The 18,320-nt window shown below is 71.7% G+C and carries 21 protein-coding genes and 1 pseudogene; 15 read left to right on the top strand and 7 right to left on the bottom strand.

The window, feature by feature from the left end; all coding sequences use genetic code 11:
• Nucleotides 1-95: 95 nt before the first annotated feature.
• Complete coding sequence (locus tag AB0H62_RS07415; RefSeq protein ID WP_220242569.1) at nucleotides 96-713, bottom strand: LysE family transporter; 618 nt, start codon at nucleotides 711-713, stop codon at nucleotides 96-98.
• A gap of 109 nt (nucleotides 714-822) precedes the next feature.
• Between AB0H62_RS07415 and AB0H62_RS07420 the strand changes: the two genes are divergently transcribed.
• The gene (locus tag AB0H62_RS07420) at nucleotides 823-1,275 is read left to right on the top strand and encodes an Lrp/AsnC family transcriptional regulator (protein ID WP_220242570.1); all 453 of its coding nucleotides are present in this window, start codon (nucleotides 823-825) and stop codon (nucleotides 1,273-1,275) included.
• A gap of 70 nt (nucleotides 1,276-1,345) precedes the next feature.
• Nucleotides 1,346-1,738 (top strand): DUF4345 family protein, encoded by a 393-nt coding sequence (locus AB0H62_RS07425; RefSeq protein ID WP_255638244.1) that lies wholly within the window; start codon nucleotides 1,346-1,348, stop codon nucleotides 1,736-1,738.
• A 205-nt stretch (nucleotides 1,739-1,943) separates the two neighbouring features.
• Here the strand turns inward: AB0H62_RS07425 and AB0H62_RS07430 are convergent.
• Together AB0H62_RS07430 and AB0H62_RS07435 are read right to left on the bottom strand one after the other, a co-directional pair.
• Nucleotides 1,944-2,090 (bottom strand): annotated as a pseudogene (locus tag AB0H62_RS07430) (acyl-CoA dehydrogenase family protein); the annotation flags it as partial.
• Between the two features lie 131 nt (nucleotides 2,091-2,221).
• The gene (locus AB0H62_RS07435) at nucleotides 2,222-2,791 is read right to left on the bottom strand and encodes a TetR/AcrR family transcriptional regulator (protein WP_220242572.1); all 570 of its coding nucleotides are present in this window, start codon (nucleotides 2,789-2,791) and stop codon (nucleotides 2,222-2,224) included.
• A gap of 133 nt (nucleotides 2,792-2,924) precedes the next feature.
• Here AB0H62_RS07435 and AB0H62_RS07440 point away from each other — a divergent pair, with 133 nt between their 5' ends.
• The 3 genes from AB0H62_RS07440 to AB0H62_RS07450 are packed head-to-tail and all read left to right on the top strand — an operon-like array spanning nucleotide 2,925 to nucleotide 5,910.
• Entirely contained in the window at nucleotides 2,925-4,115 is a 1,191-nt protein-coding gene (locus AB0H62_RS07440; RefSeq protein ID WP_220242573.1) for an acyl-CoA dehydrogenase family protein, read from the top strand.
• Complete coding sequence (locus AB0H62_RS07445) at nucleotides 4,112-5,140, top strand: phosphotransferase family protein (protein ID WP_220242574.1); 1,029 nt, start codon at nucleotides 4,112-4,114, stop codon at nucleotides 5,138-5,140. Before AB0H62_RS07440 ends, AB0H62_RS07445 begins: the two co-directional genes overlap by 4 nt.
• Nucleotides 5,141-5,142: 2 nt before the next feature.
• On the top strand, nucleotides 5,143-5,910 hold the full coding sequence (locus AB0H62_RS07450) for a glucose 1-dehydrogenase (protein ID WP_220242575.1): 768 nt from the start codon (nucleotides 5,143-5,145) through the stop codon (nucleotides 5,908-5,910).
• A gap of 2 nt (nucleotides 5,911-5,912) precedes the next feature.
• On the opposite strand, the gene AB0H62_RS07455 is transcribed toward AB0H62_RS07450, so the two are convergent.
• On the bottom strand, nucleotides 5,913-6,809 hold the full coding sequence (locus tag AB0H62_RS07455; protein ID WP_220242576.1) for a LysR substrate-binding domain-containing protein: 897 nt from the start codon (nucleotides 6,807-6,809) through the stop codon (nucleotides 5,913-5,915).
• 127 nt (nucleotides 6,810-6,936) lie between these two features.
• Between AB0H62_RS07455 and AB0H62_RS07460 the strand changes: the two genes are divergently transcribed.
• Genes AB0H62_RS07460 through AB0H62_RS07470 form a run of 3 tightly spaced genes read left to right on the top strand, consistent with a single transcriptional unit; the run spans nucleotide 6,937 to nucleotide 8,816 of the window.
• The gene (locus tag AB0H62_RS07460; RefSeq protein WP_220242577.1) at nucleotides 6,937-7,431 is read left to right on the top strand and encodes a hypothetical protein; all 495 of its coding nucleotides are present in this window, start codon (nucleotides 6,937-6,939) and stop codon (nucleotides 7,429-7,431) included.
• Nucleotides 7,432-7,434: 3 nt separating this feature from the next.
• Nucleotides 7,435-7,899, top strand: a complete 465-nt coding sequence (locus tag AB0H62_RS07465; RefSeq protein WP_220242578.1) for a pyridoxamine 5'-phosphate oxidase family protein — start codon at nucleotides 7,435-7,437, stop codon at nucleotides 7,897-7,899.
• Nucleotides 7,899-8,816, top strand: a complete 918-nt coding sequence (locus AB0H62_RS07470) for an alcohol dehydrogenase catalytic domain-containing protein (protein WP_360584757.1) — start codon at nucleotides 7,899-7,901, stop codon at nucleotides 8,814-8,816. The genes AB0H62_RS07465 and AB0H62_RS07470 overlap by 1 nt, the downstream gene beginning before the upstream one ends.
• A gap of 42 nt (nucleotides 8,817-8,858) precedes the next feature.
• Here AB0H62_RS07470 and AB0H62_RS07475 read toward each other — a convergent pair whose 3' ends face one another.
• On the bottom strand, nucleotides 8,859-9,440 hold the full coding sequence (locus AB0H62_RS07475; protein WP_220242580.1) for a TetR/AcrR family transcriptional regulator: 582 nt from the start codon (nucleotides 9,438-9,440) through the stop codon (nucleotides 8,859-8,861).
• 182 nt (nucleotides 9,441-9,622) lie between these two features.
• Here AB0H62_RS07475 and AB0H62_RS07480 point away from each other — a divergent pair, with 182 nt between their 5' ends.
• From AB0H62_RS07480 to AB0H62_RS07490, 3 genes are all read left to right on the top strand, one after another.
• Nucleotides 9,623-10,477 carry an alpha/beta hydrolase gene (locus tag AB0H62_RS07480; protein ID WP_220242581.1) on the top strand — a complete coding sequence of 285 codons (855 nt, stop codon included), beginning with the start codon at nucleotides 9,623-9,625 and terminating at the stop codon, nucleotides 10,475-10,477.
• A gap of 154 nt (nucleotides 10,478-10,631) precedes the next feature.
• A complete protein-coding gene (locus tag AB0H62_RS07485; RefSeq protein ID WP_360584759.1) occupies nucleotides 10,632-12,410 on the top strand; it encodes a serine/threonine-protein kinase in 1,779 nt (592 codons plus the stop codon).
• A gap of 58 nt (nucleotides 12,411-12,468) precedes the next feature.
• Nucleotides 12,469-13,458 carry an LD-carboxypeptidase gene (locus AB0H62_RS07490; protein ID WP_220242583.1) on the top strand — a complete coding sequence of 330 codons (990 nt, stop codon included), beginning with the start codon at nucleotides 12,469-12,471 and terminating at the stop codon, nucleotides 13,456-13,458.
• 1 nt (nucleotide 13,459) lies between these two features.
• Here AB0H62_RS07490 and AB0H62_RS07495 read toward each other — a convergent pair whose 3' ends face one another.
• Nucleotides 13,460-14,083: a maleylpyruvate isomerase family mycothiol-dependent enzyme gene (locus tag AB0H62_RS07495; protein ID WP_255638246.1), complete on the bottom strand. Its 624-nt coding sequence runs from the start codon at nucleotides 14,081-14,083 to the stop codon at nucleotides 13,460-13,462.
• A 155-nt stretch (nucleotides 14,084-14,238) separates the two neighbouring features.
• On the opposite strand from AB0H62_RS07495, the gene sigJ reads away from it, so the two are divergent.
• From sigJ to AB0H62_RS07515, 4 genes are all read left to right on the top strand, one after another.
• A complete protein-coding gene (sigJ, locus tag AB0H62_RS07500) occupies nucleotides 14,239-15,129 on the top strand; it encodes an RNA polymerase sigma factor SigJ (protein ID WP_220242585.1) in 891 nt (296 codons plus the stop codon).
• Nucleotides 15,130-15,226: 97 nt separating this feature from the next.
• Nucleotides 15,227-15,685 (top strand): carboxymuconolactone decarboxylase family protein, encoded by a 459-nt coding sequence (locus AB0H62_RS07505; protein WP_220242586.1) that lies wholly within the window; start codon nucleotides 15,227-15,229, stop codon nucleotides 15,683-15,685.
• A 255-nt stretch (nucleotides 15,686-15,940) separates the two neighbouring features.
• Complete coding sequence (locus AB0H62_RS07510) at nucleotides 15,941-16,555, top strand: NAD(P)H-dependent oxidoreductase (protein ID WP_220242587.1); 615 nt, start codon at nucleotides 15,941-15,943, stop codon at nucleotides 16,553-16,555.
• A 70-nt stretch (nucleotides 16,556-16,625) separates the two neighbouring features.
• Nucleotides 16,626-17,192, top strand: coding sequence for a hypothetical protein (locus tag AB0H62_RS07515; RefSeq protein ID WP_220242588.1), 567 nt, complete (start codon nucleotides 16,626-16,628; stop codon nucleotides 17,190-17,192).
• Nucleotides 17,193-17,226: 34 nt separating this feature from the next.
• Here the strand turns inward: AB0H62_RS07515 and AB0H62_RS07520 are convergent, their stop codons facing one another.
• Entirely contained in the window at nucleotides 17,227-18,291 is a 1,065-nt protein-coding gene (locus AB0H62_RS07520; RefSeq protein ID WP_360584763.1) for a putative sulfate exporter family transporter, read from the bottom strand.
• Between the last annotated feature and the right edge of the window lie 29 nt (nucleotides 18,292-18,320).

Genomic DNA, 18,320 nt, shown 5'->3' on the forward strand with positions numbered 1-18,320 from the left:
TTCCGGTGAACGGTCAGCTGGTTCTACCACGGGAAGTGCCCGGGATCGCGACCACGTCGTCGCCCCGGCCGGTCAAGAAGCACCGTCCTCGATGATCACGCCGCGAGCTGCTGGACCAGCAGCGTCGTGCCGATCGCGATCATGGCCCCGCCGGAGAAGCGGGACACACCACGGGCCCAGCCGGGCCGCGTCGACAGCACCACCCGGGCGCCCAGCCCGACTCCGGCGTAGACGAGCCCGCAACTGAGGGTGTGCACCAGGCCGAGCACGAGGATCTGCCCGGCCACCGGCCATGCCACCGACGGGTCGGTGAACTGCGGCAGCAGCGCGAGGAAAAGCAGCAGCGCCTTGGGGTTCAGGCCGCTGATGCCCGCGCCTTTCGCGACCTGCCGCACCCACGAACCGGCCTCGCTGTCCGTCGCCGACCCGGGCGTGGCCGGGCGGACCAGCGCCGACACACCGAGCCAGATCAGGTACACCGCGCCCACGGCGGTGAGCACCGTCAGCACAACAGGCGAGCCCGCCACCAGCGCGGCGACGCCCGCCGCGACCACCGCGGTCAAGGCCAGGTAGCCGACGAGCAGTCCGCCCACCGCGAGCGGGATCGAGCGTTTTCGCAAGCCCGCGTTGATCAGGTAGGCCCAGTCCGCGCCGGGTGTGAGCACCAGCAGGAACGACACGCCCCAGAACGCGAAGATGCCGCCGATCGCCATCGATGTTCCTTTCGCCAGATCCCCCACCTGGGGAAAGGCTATGGCGCAACGTCCGGAAGATGTTTCCAAAGTTCCCCGGATCCGGCGCTCGTGAGGGAGAATTGCGGCCATGGACGCCTTGGACCGGAAGATTCTTGCCGAGCTGCAGCGCGACGGCCGGCAGACCATCACCGAGCTGGCCGAGCGGCTGCAGCTCAGCCTCTCGCCCTGCCACCGCCGGGTCCGCGCCCTGGAGAAATCCGGCACCATCGCCGGGTACCGCGCGTACGTGAACGCCCAGGCCCTGGGGCTCGGCTTCGACTGCCTCGTGTTCGTGACGATGCGCGAATCCGACGGCGCCACCGTGGCCGCGTTCGAAGAGGCCGTCGCCGAGGTCGAGAACGTCGTTCAGGCTCAACGGCTTTTCGGCGACCCGGACTACCTGCTGCGCGTGGTCGCTCGCGACCTGCCCGCGTTCCAGCAGCTCTACGACAAGCGGCTCGCGACGCTGCCCGGCGTTCAGCGCATCAGCTCGACGCTGGTGATGAAGAACGTCGTGGAGGACCGGCCGCTGCCGATGTGAACGGGCCACGGCGGCGGACGAACGGGCACAGTGGACACCCGAGCCCCTTCGGCTCCGGTATTCTCGCACTGTGCACAGTGGACAAATCAGCAGCTTGGGTCTGCTTCTCTCGGGGGTCGCGAGCGTCGTCGCTCCGGGCAACGTCGCCGACACCCTTCGGATCACCGCCGCGGACCCGCGCGGCACCACGGAAATCCGCGCCGGGCTCGGCGGCACCTACGCGGCTCTCGGCGGCTGGGCGCTCGCCAGCAAGCAGCCGGCCGCGGACGTCGCCGTCGGCGCCACCTGGCTGGGCGCCGCCGCCGTCCGGCTCGGCTCGCTCGCCCTCGACCGGCCGAAGACCGACGCGAGTTACTGGGCGTTCCTCGGTCTGGAGGTCGGGCTCGGTTCCCTCGCCCTGCTGTCCGCTCGTTCGCGCCGGCGGGCCCGGCGCCAGAACGCGGGTCAGCCGAGCCGGGCGTAGTCGATGATCGCCTCGAAGTCGAGCCCGCGCAGGGTTCCATAGCCCGGTCCCAGCCGGAACCCAGGCGCGAGGCGAGGAACGCGTCGGCGACGACCGTCGGCGCGTGCCGCACCAGCAGCGCGGCCTGCACGGCGAGCGCGAGGCGCGTGACGAGATAGCGGGCCGTGTCCTCCGGAGCCATGACGAGCTCTTCGATCTCGGCGACGACGTCGGCCAGCACCGGTGCCTGGATCGGCAGCTGCGAAAGCCGCGCGCCGAACGCCGTGCGCCGGTCGTTGTAGTGCAAGCCCTGTGACAGCGCCGCGCGCATCAGCCCGGCCGAGCCGACGGCGAAATCGAGGCGCGCCTTCATGTTCGCCTACGTCGTCGCCCTGCAGGACGGCCTGCGCTTCAGCCCGTTCGCCTCCGCCTGGCGCTCACGCCGAACGCGCTGGCGTACTTCTCGATGTCGCTGATCAGCACTTGCCGACCCGCCGACCCGAACTAACCCGTGACCCCCACCAACCGGAGCGCGAACCGGCTGTACTGCCACACCAGTGCGTCCTCGGACTGCTCGCCGTCGGCGCGATACCAGACCGCGACGCCCATGCCCAGGTCGAGGACCGCGTACGAGGCCAGGCGAACGGAGTCCACCTGGAACACGCCCGCGTCCACACCGGACTGGACGACCGCGCGGAAGCAGGCCTCGTACTCGGCGCGCAGGGCGAGCACGCGGGTGAGGTGCGGCTCGGCGAGGCTGCGGATCTCGCGGGTGCCGACGAAGGCCTCCAGCCGGTGCCGCGCGTGGTAGCGGACGTGGGCCTCGGTGGCGCGGCGGAGGCGTTCGACGGGGTCGGCGACACCTCCCACCGCAGCGCGGTGCGCGGTGAGCAGGTCCTCCATGGTCGTGACCATGATCGCCACCAGCAGGTCCTGCTTGGCGGCGACGTGCTTGTACAGGCTGGGGCCGCGGATCCCCACGGCCGCCCCGATGTCACCCATCGTGGTGCTCTCGAACCCCTTGCGGGTGAACAGCTCGAGCGCGGCCTCACGGATGTGGCCGGACCGGTCCATGCGACCTCCCTTCGGCTAACACAGGATAGCCGACGCGCCGCCACCAGGGTGACTGGTGCCACCGCACTGTGACACAGCACAGGAACCCGCCTATAGTCAGCGGCTAATAGTCATTAGCCGATAGGAGAGCGCCGTGGCCGTCGACCTCGCGCCCGGGCCGGAGGTCGCCGACCTCGCCGAGCGCACCGCGAAGTTCGTCCGCGACGTGGTGATCCCCGTCGAAGAAGAGCACAAGGGCGTGGTGCATTCCGAGGACGTGCGCCGGCAGCTGCAGCAGGCCGCCAAGGACGCCGGCGTCTTCGCCCCGCACGTGAGCGCCGAGTACGGCGGCCACGGTCTCGACATGCGCGGCCGCGCCGCCGTGTTCGAGGAGGCCGGCTACTCGCTGCTCGGCCCGCTCGCGCTGAACATCGCCGCGCCCGACGAGGGCAATATGCACATGCTCGAGGCGATCGCGAGCGACGAACAGAAGGAGCGCTACCTGCGGCCGCTCGCGACCGGCGAGATCCGCTCCTGCTTCGCGATGACGGAGCCCGCCCCGGGTGCCGGGTCCGACCCGGGCGCCCTGGCGACGCTGGCAGAACGCGTCGAAGACGGCTGGCGCATCACCGGCCGCAAGTGGTTCATCACCGGGGCCGAGGGCGCCGGGTTCACGATCTGCATGGCCCGCACGTCCGGCGAGCCCGGCCACACCGGCGGCGCGACGATGTTCCTCGTCGACGCGGACACCCCCGGCATGAAGGTGGTCCGGCACATCGACACGCTCGACGAGAGCCTCTTCGGCGGCCACATCGAGCTCGACTTCGACGGCTGCGTCGTGCCCGAGGACGCGGTGCTCGGCGAGGTCGACGAGGGCTTCCGCTACGCGCAGGTCCGCCTCGGCCCGGCGCGGATGACCCACTGCATGCGCTGGCTCGGCATTGCCCGCCGCGCACAGGACATCGCCGTCGCCCGCGCGGCCGAACGCGAGCTGTTCGGCTCCCGGCTCGGTGACCTGGGCATGGTGCAGCAGATGATCGCCGACAACGAGATCGACATCGCGGCCTCGCGCGGCCTCATCCTGCAAGCGTGTTGGGAGCTCGACCGCGGCGGGCACGCGTCGCAGGAGACGGCGATCGCGAAGACGTTCTGCGCCGAGGCGATCTGGCGCGTGGTCGACCGCGCGGTGCAGATCTGCGGCTCGCTCGGCATCTCCGGCGACGTGCTACTCGGCCGGTTCCTGCGGGAGGTCCGCCCGTTCCGCATCTACGACGGCCCGTCGGAAACCCACCGCTGGGCCATCGCGCGCCGCGTGCTGCGCCGCCAGTCGAAGGCCGTGCGATGACGTCCACAGTGGACGGTCTGGACCTGAAGGCGCTCGAAGCTTTCTTCGCCGCCGAGGTCCCCGGCTTCGGCGGACAGCTGAGCGCGGAAATGCTGCAGGGCGGGCGATCCAACCTCACCTACGTGCTCACCGACGGCCGCAGCCGCTGGGTGCTGCGCCGGCCGCCGCTGGGCGGCCTGACGCCCTCGGCCCACGACATGGGCCGCGAGTACCGCGTCGTGGCGGCGCTGCGCGACAGCGACGTGCCCGTCGCCCGCGCGGTGGTGCTGGGCGGCGAAGACGTGCTCGGCGTGCCGTTCTCGGTGGTGGCGCACGTCGACGGCGTCGTCATCCGGACCACGGAACAGCTCAACACGCTGGCCGACGACGACATCCGACGCTGCGCGGAAGGCCTCGTCGACGTGCTGGCCCGCCTGCACGCCGTCGACCCGCACGCCGTGGGGCTCGGCGACTTCGGCCGGCCCGAGGGGTACCTGGGCCGGCAGGTCCGCCGCTGGCACGACCAGTGGTCACGGGTCCGGACCCGCCCGTTGCCCGACATCGAGGCGCTGCACGCGCGCCTGGAAGAGACCTGCCCGGCCGAGAGCGGCGCGTCGATCGTGCACGGCGACTACCGCATCGACAACATCATCCTCGCCCCGGACGACCCGGCGACAGCCCGCGCGGTCGTGGACTGGGAGATGGCGACGCTGGGCGATCCGCTCGCGGACCTCGGCCTGCACCTGGTGTACTCGGACCCCGCGTTCGCGCCCGTGCTCGCCGGCGCCGCCGCGTCGACGAGCGATCGGCTGCCCGCAGTCGGTGACCTCGCGCAGCGCTACGCCGAGATCAGCGGCCGCGACCTGGGCCGGCTCGACTTCTACCTCGCGCTGGGCTACTTCAAGATCGCCGTGATCGCCGAAGGCATCCACGCGCGCTACCAGCAGGGGCTCACGCGCGGCTCGGGCTTCGAGTCCGTCGGCGGCGCCGTCGCTCCGCTCGCCGCCGCCGGGCTGCGCGCCGCCGCGCGGATCGGGCGGGTGTGACCGTGACCGGAGTGCTCGACCTGTTCCGCCTCAACGGCAAGGTCGCCGTCGTCACCGGCGCCAGCTCAGGGCTGGGCGCGGGGTTCGCCCGCGCGCTGGCCGAAGCCGGCGCCGACGTCGTCCTCGCCGCCCGCCGCACCGACCGCCTGGCCGAGGTCGCCGGAAGCGTCCGCGACCTGGGCCGCCGCGCTGCCGTGGTGGCCGCCGACGTCGCGGACCCCGCTGCCTGCGACGCCCTGGTGCAGGCCGCGCTCGCCGAGTTCGGGCGCATCGACGTGCTCGTGAACAACGCCGGCGTCGGCACCGCCGTCCCGGCCCTGCGCGAGACGCCCGAGGAGTTCCGCCGGGTCGTCGAGGTGAACCTCAACGGCGTCTACTGGGCCGCGCAGGCGTGCGGGCGCGTGATGGCGGCCGGGTCGAGCATCGTGAACATCAGCAGCGTGCTCGCGCTCATCAAGTCCTACGCGCCGCAGGCGGCCTACTCGGCGAGCAAGGCCGGCGTCCTCGGGCTGACCCGCGACCTCGCGCAGCAGTGGTCGGGCCGGCGCGGCATCCGCGTCAACGCCATCGCGCCGGGCTACTTCGCCAGCGAGATGACCGAGGACATCCCCGAAGACGTGCTCCTGCCGTTCGTGAAGCAGCACAGCCCGCTCGGACGGCTGGGCAAGCAGCACGAGCTGGACGCCGCCGTCGTGTTCCTGGCCAGCGACGCGTCGTCCTACATCACCGGCACGACCCTCGCGGTGGACGGGGGCATGTCCGGCCACTGAGCTCAGTTCGCGGCCCGCCGCCGGGCGAGGACGTCACGGGTGGCGGCGGCGAAGGCGAGACAGACGGGATCGGTCTCGTCGGCGTGCCAGGCCAGGGCGAGGCGGCTGGGCGGCAGCCCGGTCAGGGGCACGTAGGTGACGCCTGCTCGCGGGAAGTAGGTCTCGGCCACTGCCGCGGTCAACGTGATCGCGCGACCGGCGGCGACCGCTTGCAGCTCTTCGTCGACGTCGCCGACCTCGACCAGCCGTGGTTTGAGCGCGGCCGGCCGGACGCTTCCCCCGGACCAGAACGCGGCCCACACCGGGTCGGCCGTGCGCCGGACCGCGACGGGGTCGCCGAGCAGCTCGGTCACGTCCACGCTGTCGCGCCCGGCGAGCCTGTGCCGCGACGGCAGCCCGGCGACGCGGAGTTCAGTGCCCAGGACCAGCAGGCGCAGCCCGTGGGAACGGAAGGGCGGGCGTACGAACGCGAGCGACGTCGTGCGGTCGCGCAGCCCGGCCGAGGGGTCCTCCCAGCCGTGGCGCTTGAGCTCGACCTCGACGCCGGGGCTGCGCTCCCGGAAGCGGTCGATGATCTCGGCGGTCAGGTCGCCGGCCGCGACGCCGTAGAAGCCGACCGGCAGCACCCGCCCGTACGCCGACTGCCGGGCCTCGCGTTCCGCTTCGCCCAGGAGCCCCAGGATCTCGCGGGCGTGCTCGACGAACCGCGCCCCGGCGTCCGTGCACGCGACCGAGCGGGTGGTCCGGCGGAACAACGCGACGCCGAGGTGCCGCTCGATGGCCTTGACCCGCGCGGACAACGCCGGTTGCGACACGTGCAGGTGCTCCGCGGCGCGGGAGAAGTTGAGCGTGTCCGCCACCGCGACCACGTAGCGCAGGTGCCGGGCTTCAAGATCCATAACTCAAAAGTACTCAATCCGCCGCGGTCGGTCTTTCCCCTCAGGGCGGTCGGGGACTTAGCCTCGAGGGTGTTCGCGAGGGGAGGACGGACCCAGACGGTCGGCCCTCGCCGGAGGAGGAGGCCTGATGTCGGTGTCGGACGAGGTGGAGACCATCGCCGTGCCTTTGCGCGCGTGGCCGGTCGCGACCGTGTTCGCGCGCCTGGCGTTGGCCGCCGGCTTCCTCTCCGCGGTGGCCGACCGCTTCGGTCTCTGGGGCGCGCTGCACACCGGCAACGTGGCGTGGGGTGGCTTCGCTGCCTTCACGGCGTACACGCACCAGCTCGTGCCCTACCTGCCCGACGGCCTGGCCGGTGTCGCCGCGTGGGCGGCGACCGTCGCGGAGCTCACTTTGGGCCTCACGCTGCTCGCCGGGGTCGCCGTGCGGTGGTCGGCCTGGGCGGCGACGGCCCTGCAGCTCGTGTTCGCGTTGTCCATGATGGTGTTCCTCGGCTGGGAAGCGCCGCTGAGCGCCTCGGTCTTCAGCGCTTGCGCCGCGGCTCTGCTCCTGGCCCTCGCGCCCGTCCGCACGTTCGCGTTCAGCCTCGACCGGCTCTTCGCGACCACATCCGAAAAGAGGTAACCCGTGACTCTCCTCGACGACGACATGCGCCGTGTGGTGGCCGACGCGAAGCTGTCCTTTGTGGCCACCGTCCGCCCCGACGGCGCGCCGAACCTTTCGCCCAAGGGTTCCGTGAGCGTGTACGACGACGAGCACCTGGCGTTCATGGACATGGCCTCGCCGGGCACCATCGAGAACCTGCGGCACGATCCGCGGGTCGAGGTGAACTCGATCGACTTCTTCCGCCGCCGCGGCTACCGCTTCCGGGGCACCGCCGAGATCCTCCCGCCGGGCGACCCCGTGCACAAGTGGCTCGCCGACTGGCTGCTGGCGGCCAACGGCCCGGGCTACCCGTTCCACCACGCCGTGCTCATCCACGTCGACGAGGTCCACCAGGTCCTCTCCCCCGCCTACACCTTCGGCGGTGCGACCGAGGAGGCACTGGTCCCGGAGTGGAAAGCCCGCTACAACGCCGCGTACCCCGAGTGATGCGGGCAGCCGGGATCGACCGCTTCGGCGGCGACATCCGCGCCCTCGACTTCGACGCGCCCGCGAGCCCGGGGCCGGACGAGGTCGTGGTCGCCGTGCGCGCCGCCGGCGTCGGGAACTGGGACGACATCGCCCGGACCGGCGGCTGGGACCTCGGGACACAGCCGCCGATGGCCCTCGGCGTCGAAGCCGCCGGCGTCGTGGCCGAGGTGGGTGGCGCGGTCCGGGACTTCGCCGTGGGTGACGGCGTCGCCGTGCACTCGGCGCCGCTGCGGGCGCAGGGTGCGTGGGCTGAGCGGTTCCTGGCCGGGGCCGCGGAGGTCGCCGCGCTGCCCGACGAGGTGGATTTCGCCACGGCCGCCGCGTTCGCCGTCCCGGCCCTCACCGCCGACCAGGCGCTGCGCGACGCCGTCGAACTCGAGGACGGCCAGACGCTGCTCGTGCACGGCGCCGGCGGCGTGACCGGCCGCCTGCTCGTCGCGCTGGGCGCGAACTACGGCGCCCGCGTGATCGCCACCGGCAGCCCGTCCGGCGCCGAAGCCCTGACCGCCGCGGGGGCCGCTCAAGTGCTGTCCTATTCGGACCCTTCGTGGCCGGAGACCGCCCGCGAGCTCGGCATCGACTGCGCGGTCAACGCCGTCCCCGGCCAAGCCGCTCTCGCCCTCACCGCGGTCCGCGACGGCGGCCACCTCGCCACCATCACCTCCGACCCGCCCGCCCCGGCACGCGGCATCAGCCCCACCGAGGTCTACGTCGCCCCCGACGGCCCGCGGCTGGCAACCCTGCTGCGCCTGCTCGCCGCGGGCACCCTGCCCCTGGACGTCGGGGCGCGCTTTTCCCTGTCCGACGCGGCGGAAGCGCTGGCCCAGGTCCGCCGCGGTACGCACGGAAGCGCTGTCGTCCTGACCTTCGAGTGAGATTGTCCAGGCGGGCAGGTGCGGGGTTACGCGTCGTAACAGCTACGCCGGCAGGGCCCCGTCCAGGAGGGTCTCGGCGGCGGAGCGCGCGAAGTCGAACGCCTCGGTGCTGTTGAGCGAAGTGGACAGTGCCATGGCGCCTTCGAACAGCACCGCGAGCTGGCGGCCCAGCAGATCCGGGTCGGGGGCGCCGGCCTGGCGGGCGGTGTCGATGATCTGACGCAGGATCCGGTGCTTGTGCTCGATGACCAGCGGCAGCCCGGGGTGGTCGGGTTCGGCCAGCTCCACGGCGGCATCGTGGAAGGGGCAGCCGCGATAGCGGGCGACGAGGCCGGGGCGGTCGAAGAGCCCGAGCAGCCGTTCGCGGGGGCTCAGGGCGGTGTCGAAGAGCTTGTACTCGTTGTTGCCGTCGCCGGTGTCGCGCTCGGTGGTGGCGGTGATGCCGTCGAGGTAGGCGGCCACCAGCAGGTCCTTGCCCGGGAACAGCTGGTAGAGCGTCCGCTTGGACACGCCGGCGCGGTCGGCCACCTCGGCGATGCCGGTGGTGTTGATGCCCTGGCGGTAGAACAGGTCGGTCGCCGCGGCCAGGATCCGCGATCGCGGGCTGGTCGCCTCCTGTGTCATGTCACCGCCTCTCTCCCAGGGTACCGATCGGTACCTTAGGCTCAGCATATTCCTCGTTATCGGCGGTTTTGATGTTCTGTTGGCGTGATTTTAGCCATAGGCTCAACGGGTACCGATCGGTTTCCTCTCCGGCTAGCTTGTTTGTTGAAAGTCAGCATTCGGACCGTAGAAGGAAGACCTCCATGACCACGCACACCACCGCCCCGACCCAGCACGTCACCGTCAACGGCGACCGCATCGCGTACCGCCGCTTCGGCGCCGCCACTGGCACGCCGGTCCTTTTGCTGCAGCACTTCCGCGGCGGTCTCGACAACTGGGACCCGCTGCTGACCGACGGCCTGGCCGCCGACCGCCCCGTGATCCTGCTGGACAGCGTCGGCGTCTCCGGCTCGACCGGAGAAGTCCCGGTGACCTTCGAGGCCATGGCCGACTTCGCCGCCGACTTCGTGCGCGTCCTCGGCCTGGCGCTGGTCGACGTGGTCGGCTTCTCCATCGGCGGCGCCGTGGCCCAGGCCTTGACGTTCCGGCACCCCGAACTCGTGCGCCGCCTGGTGCTGCTCGGCACCATCCCGCCGGCCGGCGACATGAGCGAGGCCGAAGCGAAGGTGCTCGACGTCGTCATGCACCCCGATCTGACCCTGGACGACTACCTCTACCTGTTCTTCGGCCGCAGCGCCGCCGCCAAGCAGGCCGGCCGCGAGTTCTGGCAGCGCCGCCACCAGCGCACCACCGACTACGACCCCGAGGCCACCCCCGCCGTCGGCGAGCGCCAGCAGCAGGCCGTGGTGAGCTGGGCCCAGTGGTCCGAAGCCGACCGCGACGCCGCCCTGCAGGCCATCACGCAGCCCACCCTGGTCGTCAACGGCGACCACGACATCATGCTGCCGACGGTCAACTCGCACCTCCTGGCGAAGCACATCCCGAACTCGCAGCTGATCATCTACCCGGACTCGGGTCACGCGTCGCAGTTCCAGTACCCGAAGGCGTTCCTGGCTCACCTGCGCCAGTTCCTCGACGCGGAGGTCGTGTTCAGCTGACCCGCGGACCGGACCGGACCGTCACCGTCCGGTCCGGACGGTCAGGATCCGGTGACCGCCCCTGGCGCCCCACGGCGGTCGCGCTCCTCTCGGCTGTGACGGCGAGCACCCGAATACCGTGAACGGGCGGCCGTCCAGCCCCTACACTGTGCGCGTGTCTGCGCAGGTGGTCGCCGGGCGTTATCGGCTGGAGGAACGCCTCGGCGCCGGCGGGATGGGTGTCGTCTGGCGGGCGACGGATCTCGAATTGCGGCGGACGGTCGCGCTCAAGCGGTCGCTCGACGGCGACGGCGGGCAGATCCGGCGTGAGGCGCGATTGGGCGCCTCGCTGCACCACCAGCACGTCGTGGCGGTGTTCGACTCCGTCGTCGACGGGGACGACCGGTGGCTCGTGATGGAGTACCTGCCGGCCCGAAGCCTGGAAGAGGTCGTCCGCGCCGACGGCGTTCTGGAACCGGAGCGGGCCGCGGCCGTCGGGGCGCAGATCGCGTCCGCGCTCGTCGCGATGCACGCGCGCGACATGGTGCACCGCGACATCACGCCCGGCAACGTCCTGGTCACCGAGGACGGCACGGCCAAGCTCGCCGACCTCGGCATCTCCCGCTGGGACGAGGTCACGCTCACCGGCAGCGCCAGCGTCGGCGGCACCGCCGGTTACCTCGCGCCGGAGGTGGCGAACGGGTACGCCGCCGGCCCCGCCGCGGACGTCTTCTCGCTCGGCGCGACGCTGTTCGCCGCTGTCGAGGGCGTTTCCCCTTGGGGCAGCGGGGAAAACGGCCCGTTCGGGCAGCTGCGGCGTGCGGCGGAAGGCAAGGTGGAGGCTGCGCGCAACGCCGGCTCGCTCGCCCTCACGCTGGCGGTGATGCTCGACCGGCAGCCCGCGAACCGGCCCACCGCCGCCGAGGTCGAGGCCCTCCTCAGCGGCGCCCCGACCGCACAGCTGCCCCGCCGACGCCGCCCGCGACGGCTGAAGCTCGTCGCCGCCGGCGTGCTCGGCGCCGTCGTCCTTCTGGTGGCCGGTTTCCTCGTCTTCACGCGCAGCGACGCGCCGCCCGCGAACGCGACGTCCGACCTCGTCGGCGACCCCCGCACCGCCGACCCGTGCTCGCTGCTGACGGTGAACTCGCTGGCCCCGTACGGCAAGGTGTTCCTCGAACCCAACCTCGGCACGTTCGCGCGCTGCGACCTCGACACCACCCTGGCCGACGGCAGCACGATCGTCACCAGCCTGGAGCTGACCGCGCCGGAGGAATACCCGCAGGTGCCGCCGGTCCGCGGCCGTCTCGGCGACATCCAGCGCCCGAACGCCGACCCCGGCCAGTGCCGCCGCTACTTCGTCCTGCCCGACCTGCGGCTTGTCACCGTCAGCACCGTCCGCGCCGACGGCGAGGACTCCCCTCAGCTGTGCGCCATGTCCGACGCCGTGGTCGGCGACGCCTACGCACGCGTGGTCCGCGGCCCCATCGCCCGCCGTGCCCAGCCGTTCCCGCCGGCGTCACTGGCGCGCGTCGATGCCTGCACCCTCGTCGACGACGCGACCCTCCGCCGCGTCGCCGGCCCGGACTACCCGACCGACCGGTACTTCGCGAACTGGGCGTGTTCCTGGGGCGAGGACGCGGAATCCGTGGACCTGTACTACGACCGTCAATGGCCGCTGGCCACCGACCCGCCCGACGGCGCGACCCCCACGACCGTCGGCGGACGTCCCGCGTACGTCGATCCACACGACGACGACGGCGACGTTTGCGACGTCACCGTCGTCTACCGCACCTACACACCGGCCCTGCCGACGGTGAAGGGCACGCCGGCCCAACGCGACGAGGTCGTCCTCGTCGAGTTCACGGACGAGGCCAACAAGGGGAAGCTCGACGTCATCTGCGCCACCGCGAAGTCGATCGCCGCGGTGGTCGCCGCGCGGCTGCCGTCAGCGTGAGGCCGCGCGCTCAGCAAATGCGTCGCGAGGTGCCGCGCGGGCCGCGGATACTCCGGCGGTGACCGATTCCGCGCTGCTACGACCCCGCGCCCTGAGGCCCGGAGATCTCGTCGTCATCGCCTCGCTGTCCGGGCCGCTGCAAGCCGGCTACGAGCCCGACCTCGACCAGGCGGTGGTCGTGCTCGAGCGGAGCGGATTCCGCGTACGCCGGGCACCGTTGCTCGAAGCGGGACGGCACCGGTGGTGGAGCGCGGCCGCGCCGGCGGAGATCGCCGCGGAGTTCAACGCTCTCTTGCGTGATCCCGAGGTGCGCGCGATCATCGCGCACGACGGCGGCCAGACGGTGCTCGGTTACCTCGACCTGATCGACTTCGCCGCGATCACCGCCGACCCCAAGCCCATCCTCGGCTACAGCGACATCTCCCTGCTGCATCTCGTGCTCCACGCACGCACGGGTCTGGTCGGGTTCCACGCCGACCTGGCCACCCCCGGGCTCGGCGGGCACTGGCAGGCCGCTCCCGAACAGCGGAGAGCCGAGTTGGAGAGGCTCTACTCGAAGTTGCTGACCAGCACGGAAGCGATCGGTCCGCTGCCCGCCACCCCGTCGTGGGAGTGCTGGCGCGCCGGACGGGCCGAAGGCCGGCTGATCGGCGGGGTGATCAACCGCATCGCGCTGGCGCAGGCGACGCCTTTCGCGCTCCCGCTCGAGCGGTTCGACGGCGCGGTGCTGTTCTGGGAGGAGATGGGCGGCCTGGCGGCCTACGTGTGGAGCTATCTGCAGGTCCTGCGACACAGCGGCATCCTCGACCGGATCTCGGGCATGGTCGTGGGCGTGCCGCACGCGATCGACGGACTCGCCGCGTCCCCGGAATCCCCGACCCTGCCTGAGATCGTCCTCGACGTCCTCGGCGATCGCGACATCCCGGTCCTGGGCAACGTCGAGTTCGGGCACGCCGGCCCGAACCTGCCGATGCCGGTCGGCCTTCGCGTCGGCCTCGACGCGGGGCAGCGGACGCTGTCGCTGCTCGAACCGGCGGTACGCGCGTAGCTCAGGAGCCGAGCCGTGTGGTCAACTCCGCCACGCCGTCACCACTGAGATCGGGCAGGAACGCCGCACGGCCCGCCATCACCATCACCAGCGACAGCATCGGCCCGGCGACCTCGGGCCCGGCGCCTTGGGCGAAGTCGGCGTCGGTCGCCCGCAAAGTCAGACCCGCGGCCACGGTTTTGCTGTTCACCGCGAAGTTCTTGGTGGCGAAGAACCGGGCGACCGCGAGCAGCCCTTCGGCGTCCGGCGCGTGCTTCAGCCCCAGGGGCCGGCGAATGTCCTCCGCGTGAACGATCACCTCACCCAACCCCGCCGGAGACGGCTTCACCGGCGTCGCGATGGGACCGACGCGGCGAAACCGCTCAAGCGTCTCCTGCGGGGTACTCCCCCGGAACTCTTCGAGCCGCCGCCGGTTGTGCACATCCCCGTCGAACCGGGCCCCGATCATGCTGCGAAACCAGGCCCACCGCGACAGCGTCGCGGCCGCCCCGAGGTGGGCGACGACCTCCTCGACATCCCACTCGGCGCACAGCGTCTGCGCCCGCCACTGCTGCGGCTCGAGCGCGCTCAGGTCTTCGACGAGCGCGGCCAGCTCACGCGCCTGGAACTCCGGCAGGTCGTTCACGCCAGTGACCATAGCCGCCGCACCCGCACCGCGAGGCCCCTGCGGCACGCGCTGTCCGTCTGGGGGCGGCGAGGGCTGTCCGGCGATCATCGGTGCCAGCGTCCGGATCCTGATGGGTACGCTGGATCCACGTGCCGGAGGAGGTTGCGGTCTGCATGGGTGATGGGCATGCGCCCGGACGGTCCGAGCAGGAGGACAGGCTCGGCGCCGAGTGGGAGACGCACCGGCCTGCGGTCTTCGGCGTGGCCTACCGGCTGCTGGGGAGTGTGGCCGATGCCGAGGACGTGGCCCAGGACGTGTGGCTGCGGGCGGCCGGATCCGATCTGCACGAGGTTGACGACCTGCGGGCCTGGCTGGTCACGGTGGCCGCGCGACGGTCGTACGACATCCTCAAGAGCGCTCGCTCGCGCCGGGAATCCTATGTGGGGCCGTGGCTGCCGGAGCCGCTGCTGACCGGGCCGGACGCCTCGGAGCCGGTGCTCGTGGACGAGTCCGTCGGTGCGGCGATGCTGCTGATCATGGAGGAGCTGAGCCCACCGGAGCGCGTGGCCTTCGTCCTGCACGACGTCTTCGGTTTCGAGTTCGCCCGGATCGCGGAAGTGCTCGACGTCTCCGTGCCGGCCGCCCGGCAGCTCGCCTCCCGGGCGCGACGCCGGGTGGCCAAAGCGAAACAGTCCCCTTCGCAGGCACCGAAAGCGGAGCGCGAACGGGTGCTGGCGACCTTCCGCGCCGCCTACGAATCCGGCGACCTGGCCGGCCTGGTGCGGCTCCTGCACCCGGACGCCGTCTACGTCACCGACGGCGGCGGCAAGATCTCCGCGGCACGCAAGCTGATCCACGGTGGTGAGCGCATCGCCGAGGTGATGGTGCGAGTGGGTCGCCAGTGGCGTCCGGACCACATCGACTTCGTCGAGGTCGGCGGCGAACCCGCCCTCGTGTTCCGCCGGCAGGGCCGCGTTTTCTCCGTCGACACGGTGCAGATCACCGACGGTCTGATCACCGCGTACCGCAGGGTCATGAACCCGGACAAACTTTCCCGGATCTGAGCTGTCACACCCGCGGGGGCTGCCTCGTCTCCCTGCCGAGAACGCACGACGCGCCCGGACGGCGCGGCTCGGACCACACGAAGGAATCGAAGGAACTGTGACGAACACGCAGCGCGTCCGCATCGACATGCAGCACCCGGCCGCCTACAAGGCCCTCATCGCCCTGTCGGCGGAGGCGGACAACGGCGCCGTCGCGGCCGGGCTCGACCCGCTCCTGGTCGAACTGGTGAGGATCCGCACCTCCCAGATCAACGGCTGCGCGTTCTGCCTGCGCATGCACAGCCGTGACTCCCTCAAGAAGGGCGAAAACCCCGACCGGATCGCCGTGCTGCCCGCGTGGGAAGAGACCGAGTACTTCTCGGCGACGGACCGCGCCGCCCTCCGCCTGACCGAGGCGATCACCCGCGTGCCGGACGGCCACGTCAGCGACGAGGACTACACCGCCGCCGCGGCCGAACTCACCGAAGACCAGATCTCGGCCGTCTCCTGGCTGGTCACAGTGATGAACGCCTTCAACCGCGTCGCCATCACCAGCCGCTACCAGGTCGCGGGCTGATCTCGCCCCGCCAGTCTGCCGGGCGCCGGCGGACTGGCGGCCTCGGCCGCCCCGTCCACGGCTTTCGCGTGCCGCCATTTCCGCGGGCCGACATTCCTTGGGCGGCTGCGAAATCCTCCGGTTACACCTTGGGCGGCGGCCTCAGCCCGACCCTGGGCCGCGCCCACAGCTACGCCACCGGGGTCCACAGTGGACATTTCGGCGAGCCACGGGAGCCGGAACGTCCCCGGCCGACGCAACGAAAGTCACCAGAACATGCCCACGCTCCTGCACCTCGACAGCTCGATCTGGCCCACCGGCACGTCCACCTCGCGCGACGTGACAGCCACCTTTCGCGGAGAGTGGGAGGCCCAGCACCCCCACGGGACGGTGATCCACCGCGATCTGGCAGCCGACCCGCTGCCCCACCTCACCGACGACGTGTTCACCGCCGGGAACGAGGACCCCCTGCGTGTCACACTGGCCCGCGAGCTCGAACAGGCCGACGTCGTCCTGATCGCCGCCCCGATGTACAACCTCACGGTCCCCAGCACGCTCAAGGCCTGGATCGACCAGGTGATGGTCCCCGGTCGCGTCATCGGCGAGCAGCCGTCCGCCGCGGGCACCCCGGTTGTGGTCGTCTCCAGCCGCGGCAGCACTTACCGGCCCGGCACCCCGCGTGACGGCAGGGATTTCGTCGTGCCCTACCTGACCACTCTCTTCGCCACCTACTTCGGCATCACCGAAGTCGAGTTCATCATCCCCGAGCTCACCTCCGCCGTGAAGCGGGCATGGGGTCCGGAACCTGTTCGCCTGTACGAAGCGTCTCGGGTCCAAGCACACGAAGACGCCATCACCAAGGCCAAGGAGCTGGCGGCCCGCTTCGCCTGAGCCGCGCCGCCGACGACGTCCGGGCCGGCGAGTGCTGAGCCACACCGGGCCGGCCGGGTACCGTGCGGCGGTGACCACGCTCGACGATCGCGGCGGTGCGCCGCTCAGGCGGCTGCACTGCGCGCCGCACCCGGGGCGGGAGTACCTGCCCATCGAGCTCGCCCTGCGCGACATGCGGGCGGCGCACGGGCGGGACCCCGAGACGGGTGACGGGCCGGGCACGCGGTCGTGGGTCGGGGTCTGCCTGGGCATGATCGTGCTCGACACGTTGTCGGGGACGTCCGCGCCGGCGGGGCAGCGATTCAAGCGGCTGCTGATCGAACACGGCGTGGATCACGACGACGCCGTGGTGCTGTGGATCATCCGCAACTCGCTGCTGCACGGCTACGGCCTGCCCCGTCCGGCCGACGTGCGGCACCGGCGCGTGGAGGTGACCGGTGAGACCGACGCGTTCGCGCTGGACACCGGCGACACACGGCTGGTGCGGCTGAGCGCACCGGTGTTCTGCAGCCACCTGGTGGAACGGGTGGCGGCGTCGGTGCCGCACCGATGGGACACGAGCCTCATCCACACGCACGACGCGCCCGCGGACGTTCGCTACGTGCCGTCCCCCGACCGTGGCGACCACATCGGGTAGGCGACTCCTGCTCGCGGACCGTTCGGCGCCGTTTTCAGAGAGAGCCAGTCGCCGCTTGCAGGCCGAGGCTCGTGGCCGCGACGGCGATCCACAGGACGCCGCCGAGCAGGAGCGGGCGGGGGCCGGCGCGGCGCATGTCCGCCAGGCGCAGGGAAAGGCCGATGCCCGCCAGTGCGGTGGTGATGAGGAACGTGCCCAATGTGGACAGTGCGGGGTGCCAGGACGCGGGCACGACGCCGAGGCTGTCGAGCGCGGCGGCGGCGATGAAGCCCACCAGGAACAGCGGGACGATGCGCCGCCACGGCATGGTGCGGATGCTGAACCCGGCCCCGCCCGCGTTCTCGCGGGCTTCGCGGCGGGCGGTGAGGAACGCGAGCACGATCACGATGGGGATGAGTGTGAGCGTCCGGGTCAGCTTGACGACGATGCCGTACGAGCCGGCGTCACCGCCGTAGGCGAAGGAGGCGGCGACGACCGAGGAGGTGTCGTTGATGGCCGTGCCCGCCCACAGGCCGAAGCTGTGCGAGCTCATGCCGAGCAGGTGGCCCAGCGGCGGGAACAGCAGCACGGCGGCGATGTTGAAGGTGAAGATCGTGCCGATGGCGTAGGCGACGTCCGTCTGCTTCGGCTTGATGACGGCGGTGGTGGCGGCGATCGCGGACGCGCCGCAGATGCCCGTGCCCACGCCGATCAGGGTGCGTGTGTCGCGATCGATGCCGAGCCGGCGGCCCAGCAGCCAGGCCCCGCCGAGGGCGACGGTGAGCGTGCCGAGCATGACGGGCAGCGACTGCACGCCGACGCGGACCACTTGCTGCAGCGACAGCCCGGTCCCGAGCACGACGATCGACAGCTGGAGCACCGGTTTCGAGGCCACGCCGTAGCCCGGCGCCCACCTCTGCTCGCGTAGCCCCGGCACGACCGCCGCGGCCAGCGCGCCGAGCAGAATGCCGAACACGGGCCCGCCGACGATCGGGACCAGTGAGCCCAGTGCGGTCGCGACCCCGGCGACGAGAAGCGCCACCAGCAGTCCCGGAGCGGCTTCGGCGACGCGGTCCCGCGCCGGGCGCCGGTCGGCGACCCGGTCCTGGGTGGCGGTCACCGGGCGCCCGTTCGTTCGCGTGTCCCCAT

This window comes from Amycolatopsis sp. NPDC050768 (assembly GCF_040654155.1).
In the GTDB taxonomy this organism is placed as follows: domain Bacteria; phylum Actinomycetota; class Actinomycetes; order Mycobacteriales; family Pseudonocardiaceae; genus Amycolatopsis.

Excerpts from the sequence above, each read along its gene's own strand:
- AB0H62_RS07460 (WP_220242577.1), top strand. The coding sequence starts at position 6,937 with ATGTCGGTGTCGGACGAGGTGGAGACCATCGCCGTGCCTTTGCGCGCG.
- AB0H62_RS07480 (WP_220242581.1), top strand. The coding sequence starts at position 9,623 with ATGACCACGCACACCACCGCCCCGACCCAGCACGTCACCGTCAACGGC.
- AB0H62_RS07455 (WP_220242576.1), bottom strand. The coding sequence starts at position 6,809 with ATGGATCTTGAAGCCCGGCACCTGCGCTACGTGGTCGCGGTGGCGGAC.
- AB0H62_RS07470 (WP_360584757.1), top strand. The coding sequence starts at position 7,899 with ATGCGGGCAGCCGGGATCGACCGCTTCGGCGGCGACATCCGCGCCCTC.
- AB0H62_RS07435 (WP_220242572.1), bottom strand. The coding sequence starts at position 2,791 with ATGGACCGGTCCGGCCACATCCGTGAGGCCGCGCTCGAGCTGTTCACC.
- AB0H62_RS07445 (WP_220242574.1), top strand. The coding sequence starts at position 4,112 with ATGACGTCCACAGTGGACGGTCTGGACCTGAAGGCGCTCGAAGCTTTC.
- AB0H62_RS07415 (WP_220242569.1), bottom strand. The coding sequence starts at position 713 with ATGGCGATCGGCGGCATCTTCGCGTTCTGGGGCGTGTCGTTCCTGCTG.
- AB0H62_RS07510 (WP_220242587.1), top strand. The coding sequence starts at position 15,941 with ATGCCCACGCTCCTGCACCTCGACAGCTCGATCTGGCCCACCGGCACG.
- sigJ (WP_220242585.1), top strand. The coding sequence starts at position 14,239 with ATGGGTGATGGGCATGCGCCCGGACGGTCCGAGCAGGAGGACAGGCTC.
- AB0H62_RS07420 (WP_220242570.1), top strand. The coding sequence starts at position 823 with ATGGACGCCTTGGACCGGAAGATTCTTGCCGAGCTGCAGCGCGACGGC.
- AB0H62_RS07475 (WP_220242580.1), bottom strand. The coding sequence starts at position 9,440 with ATGACACAGGAGGCGACCAGCCCGCGATCGCGGATCCTGGCCGCGGCG.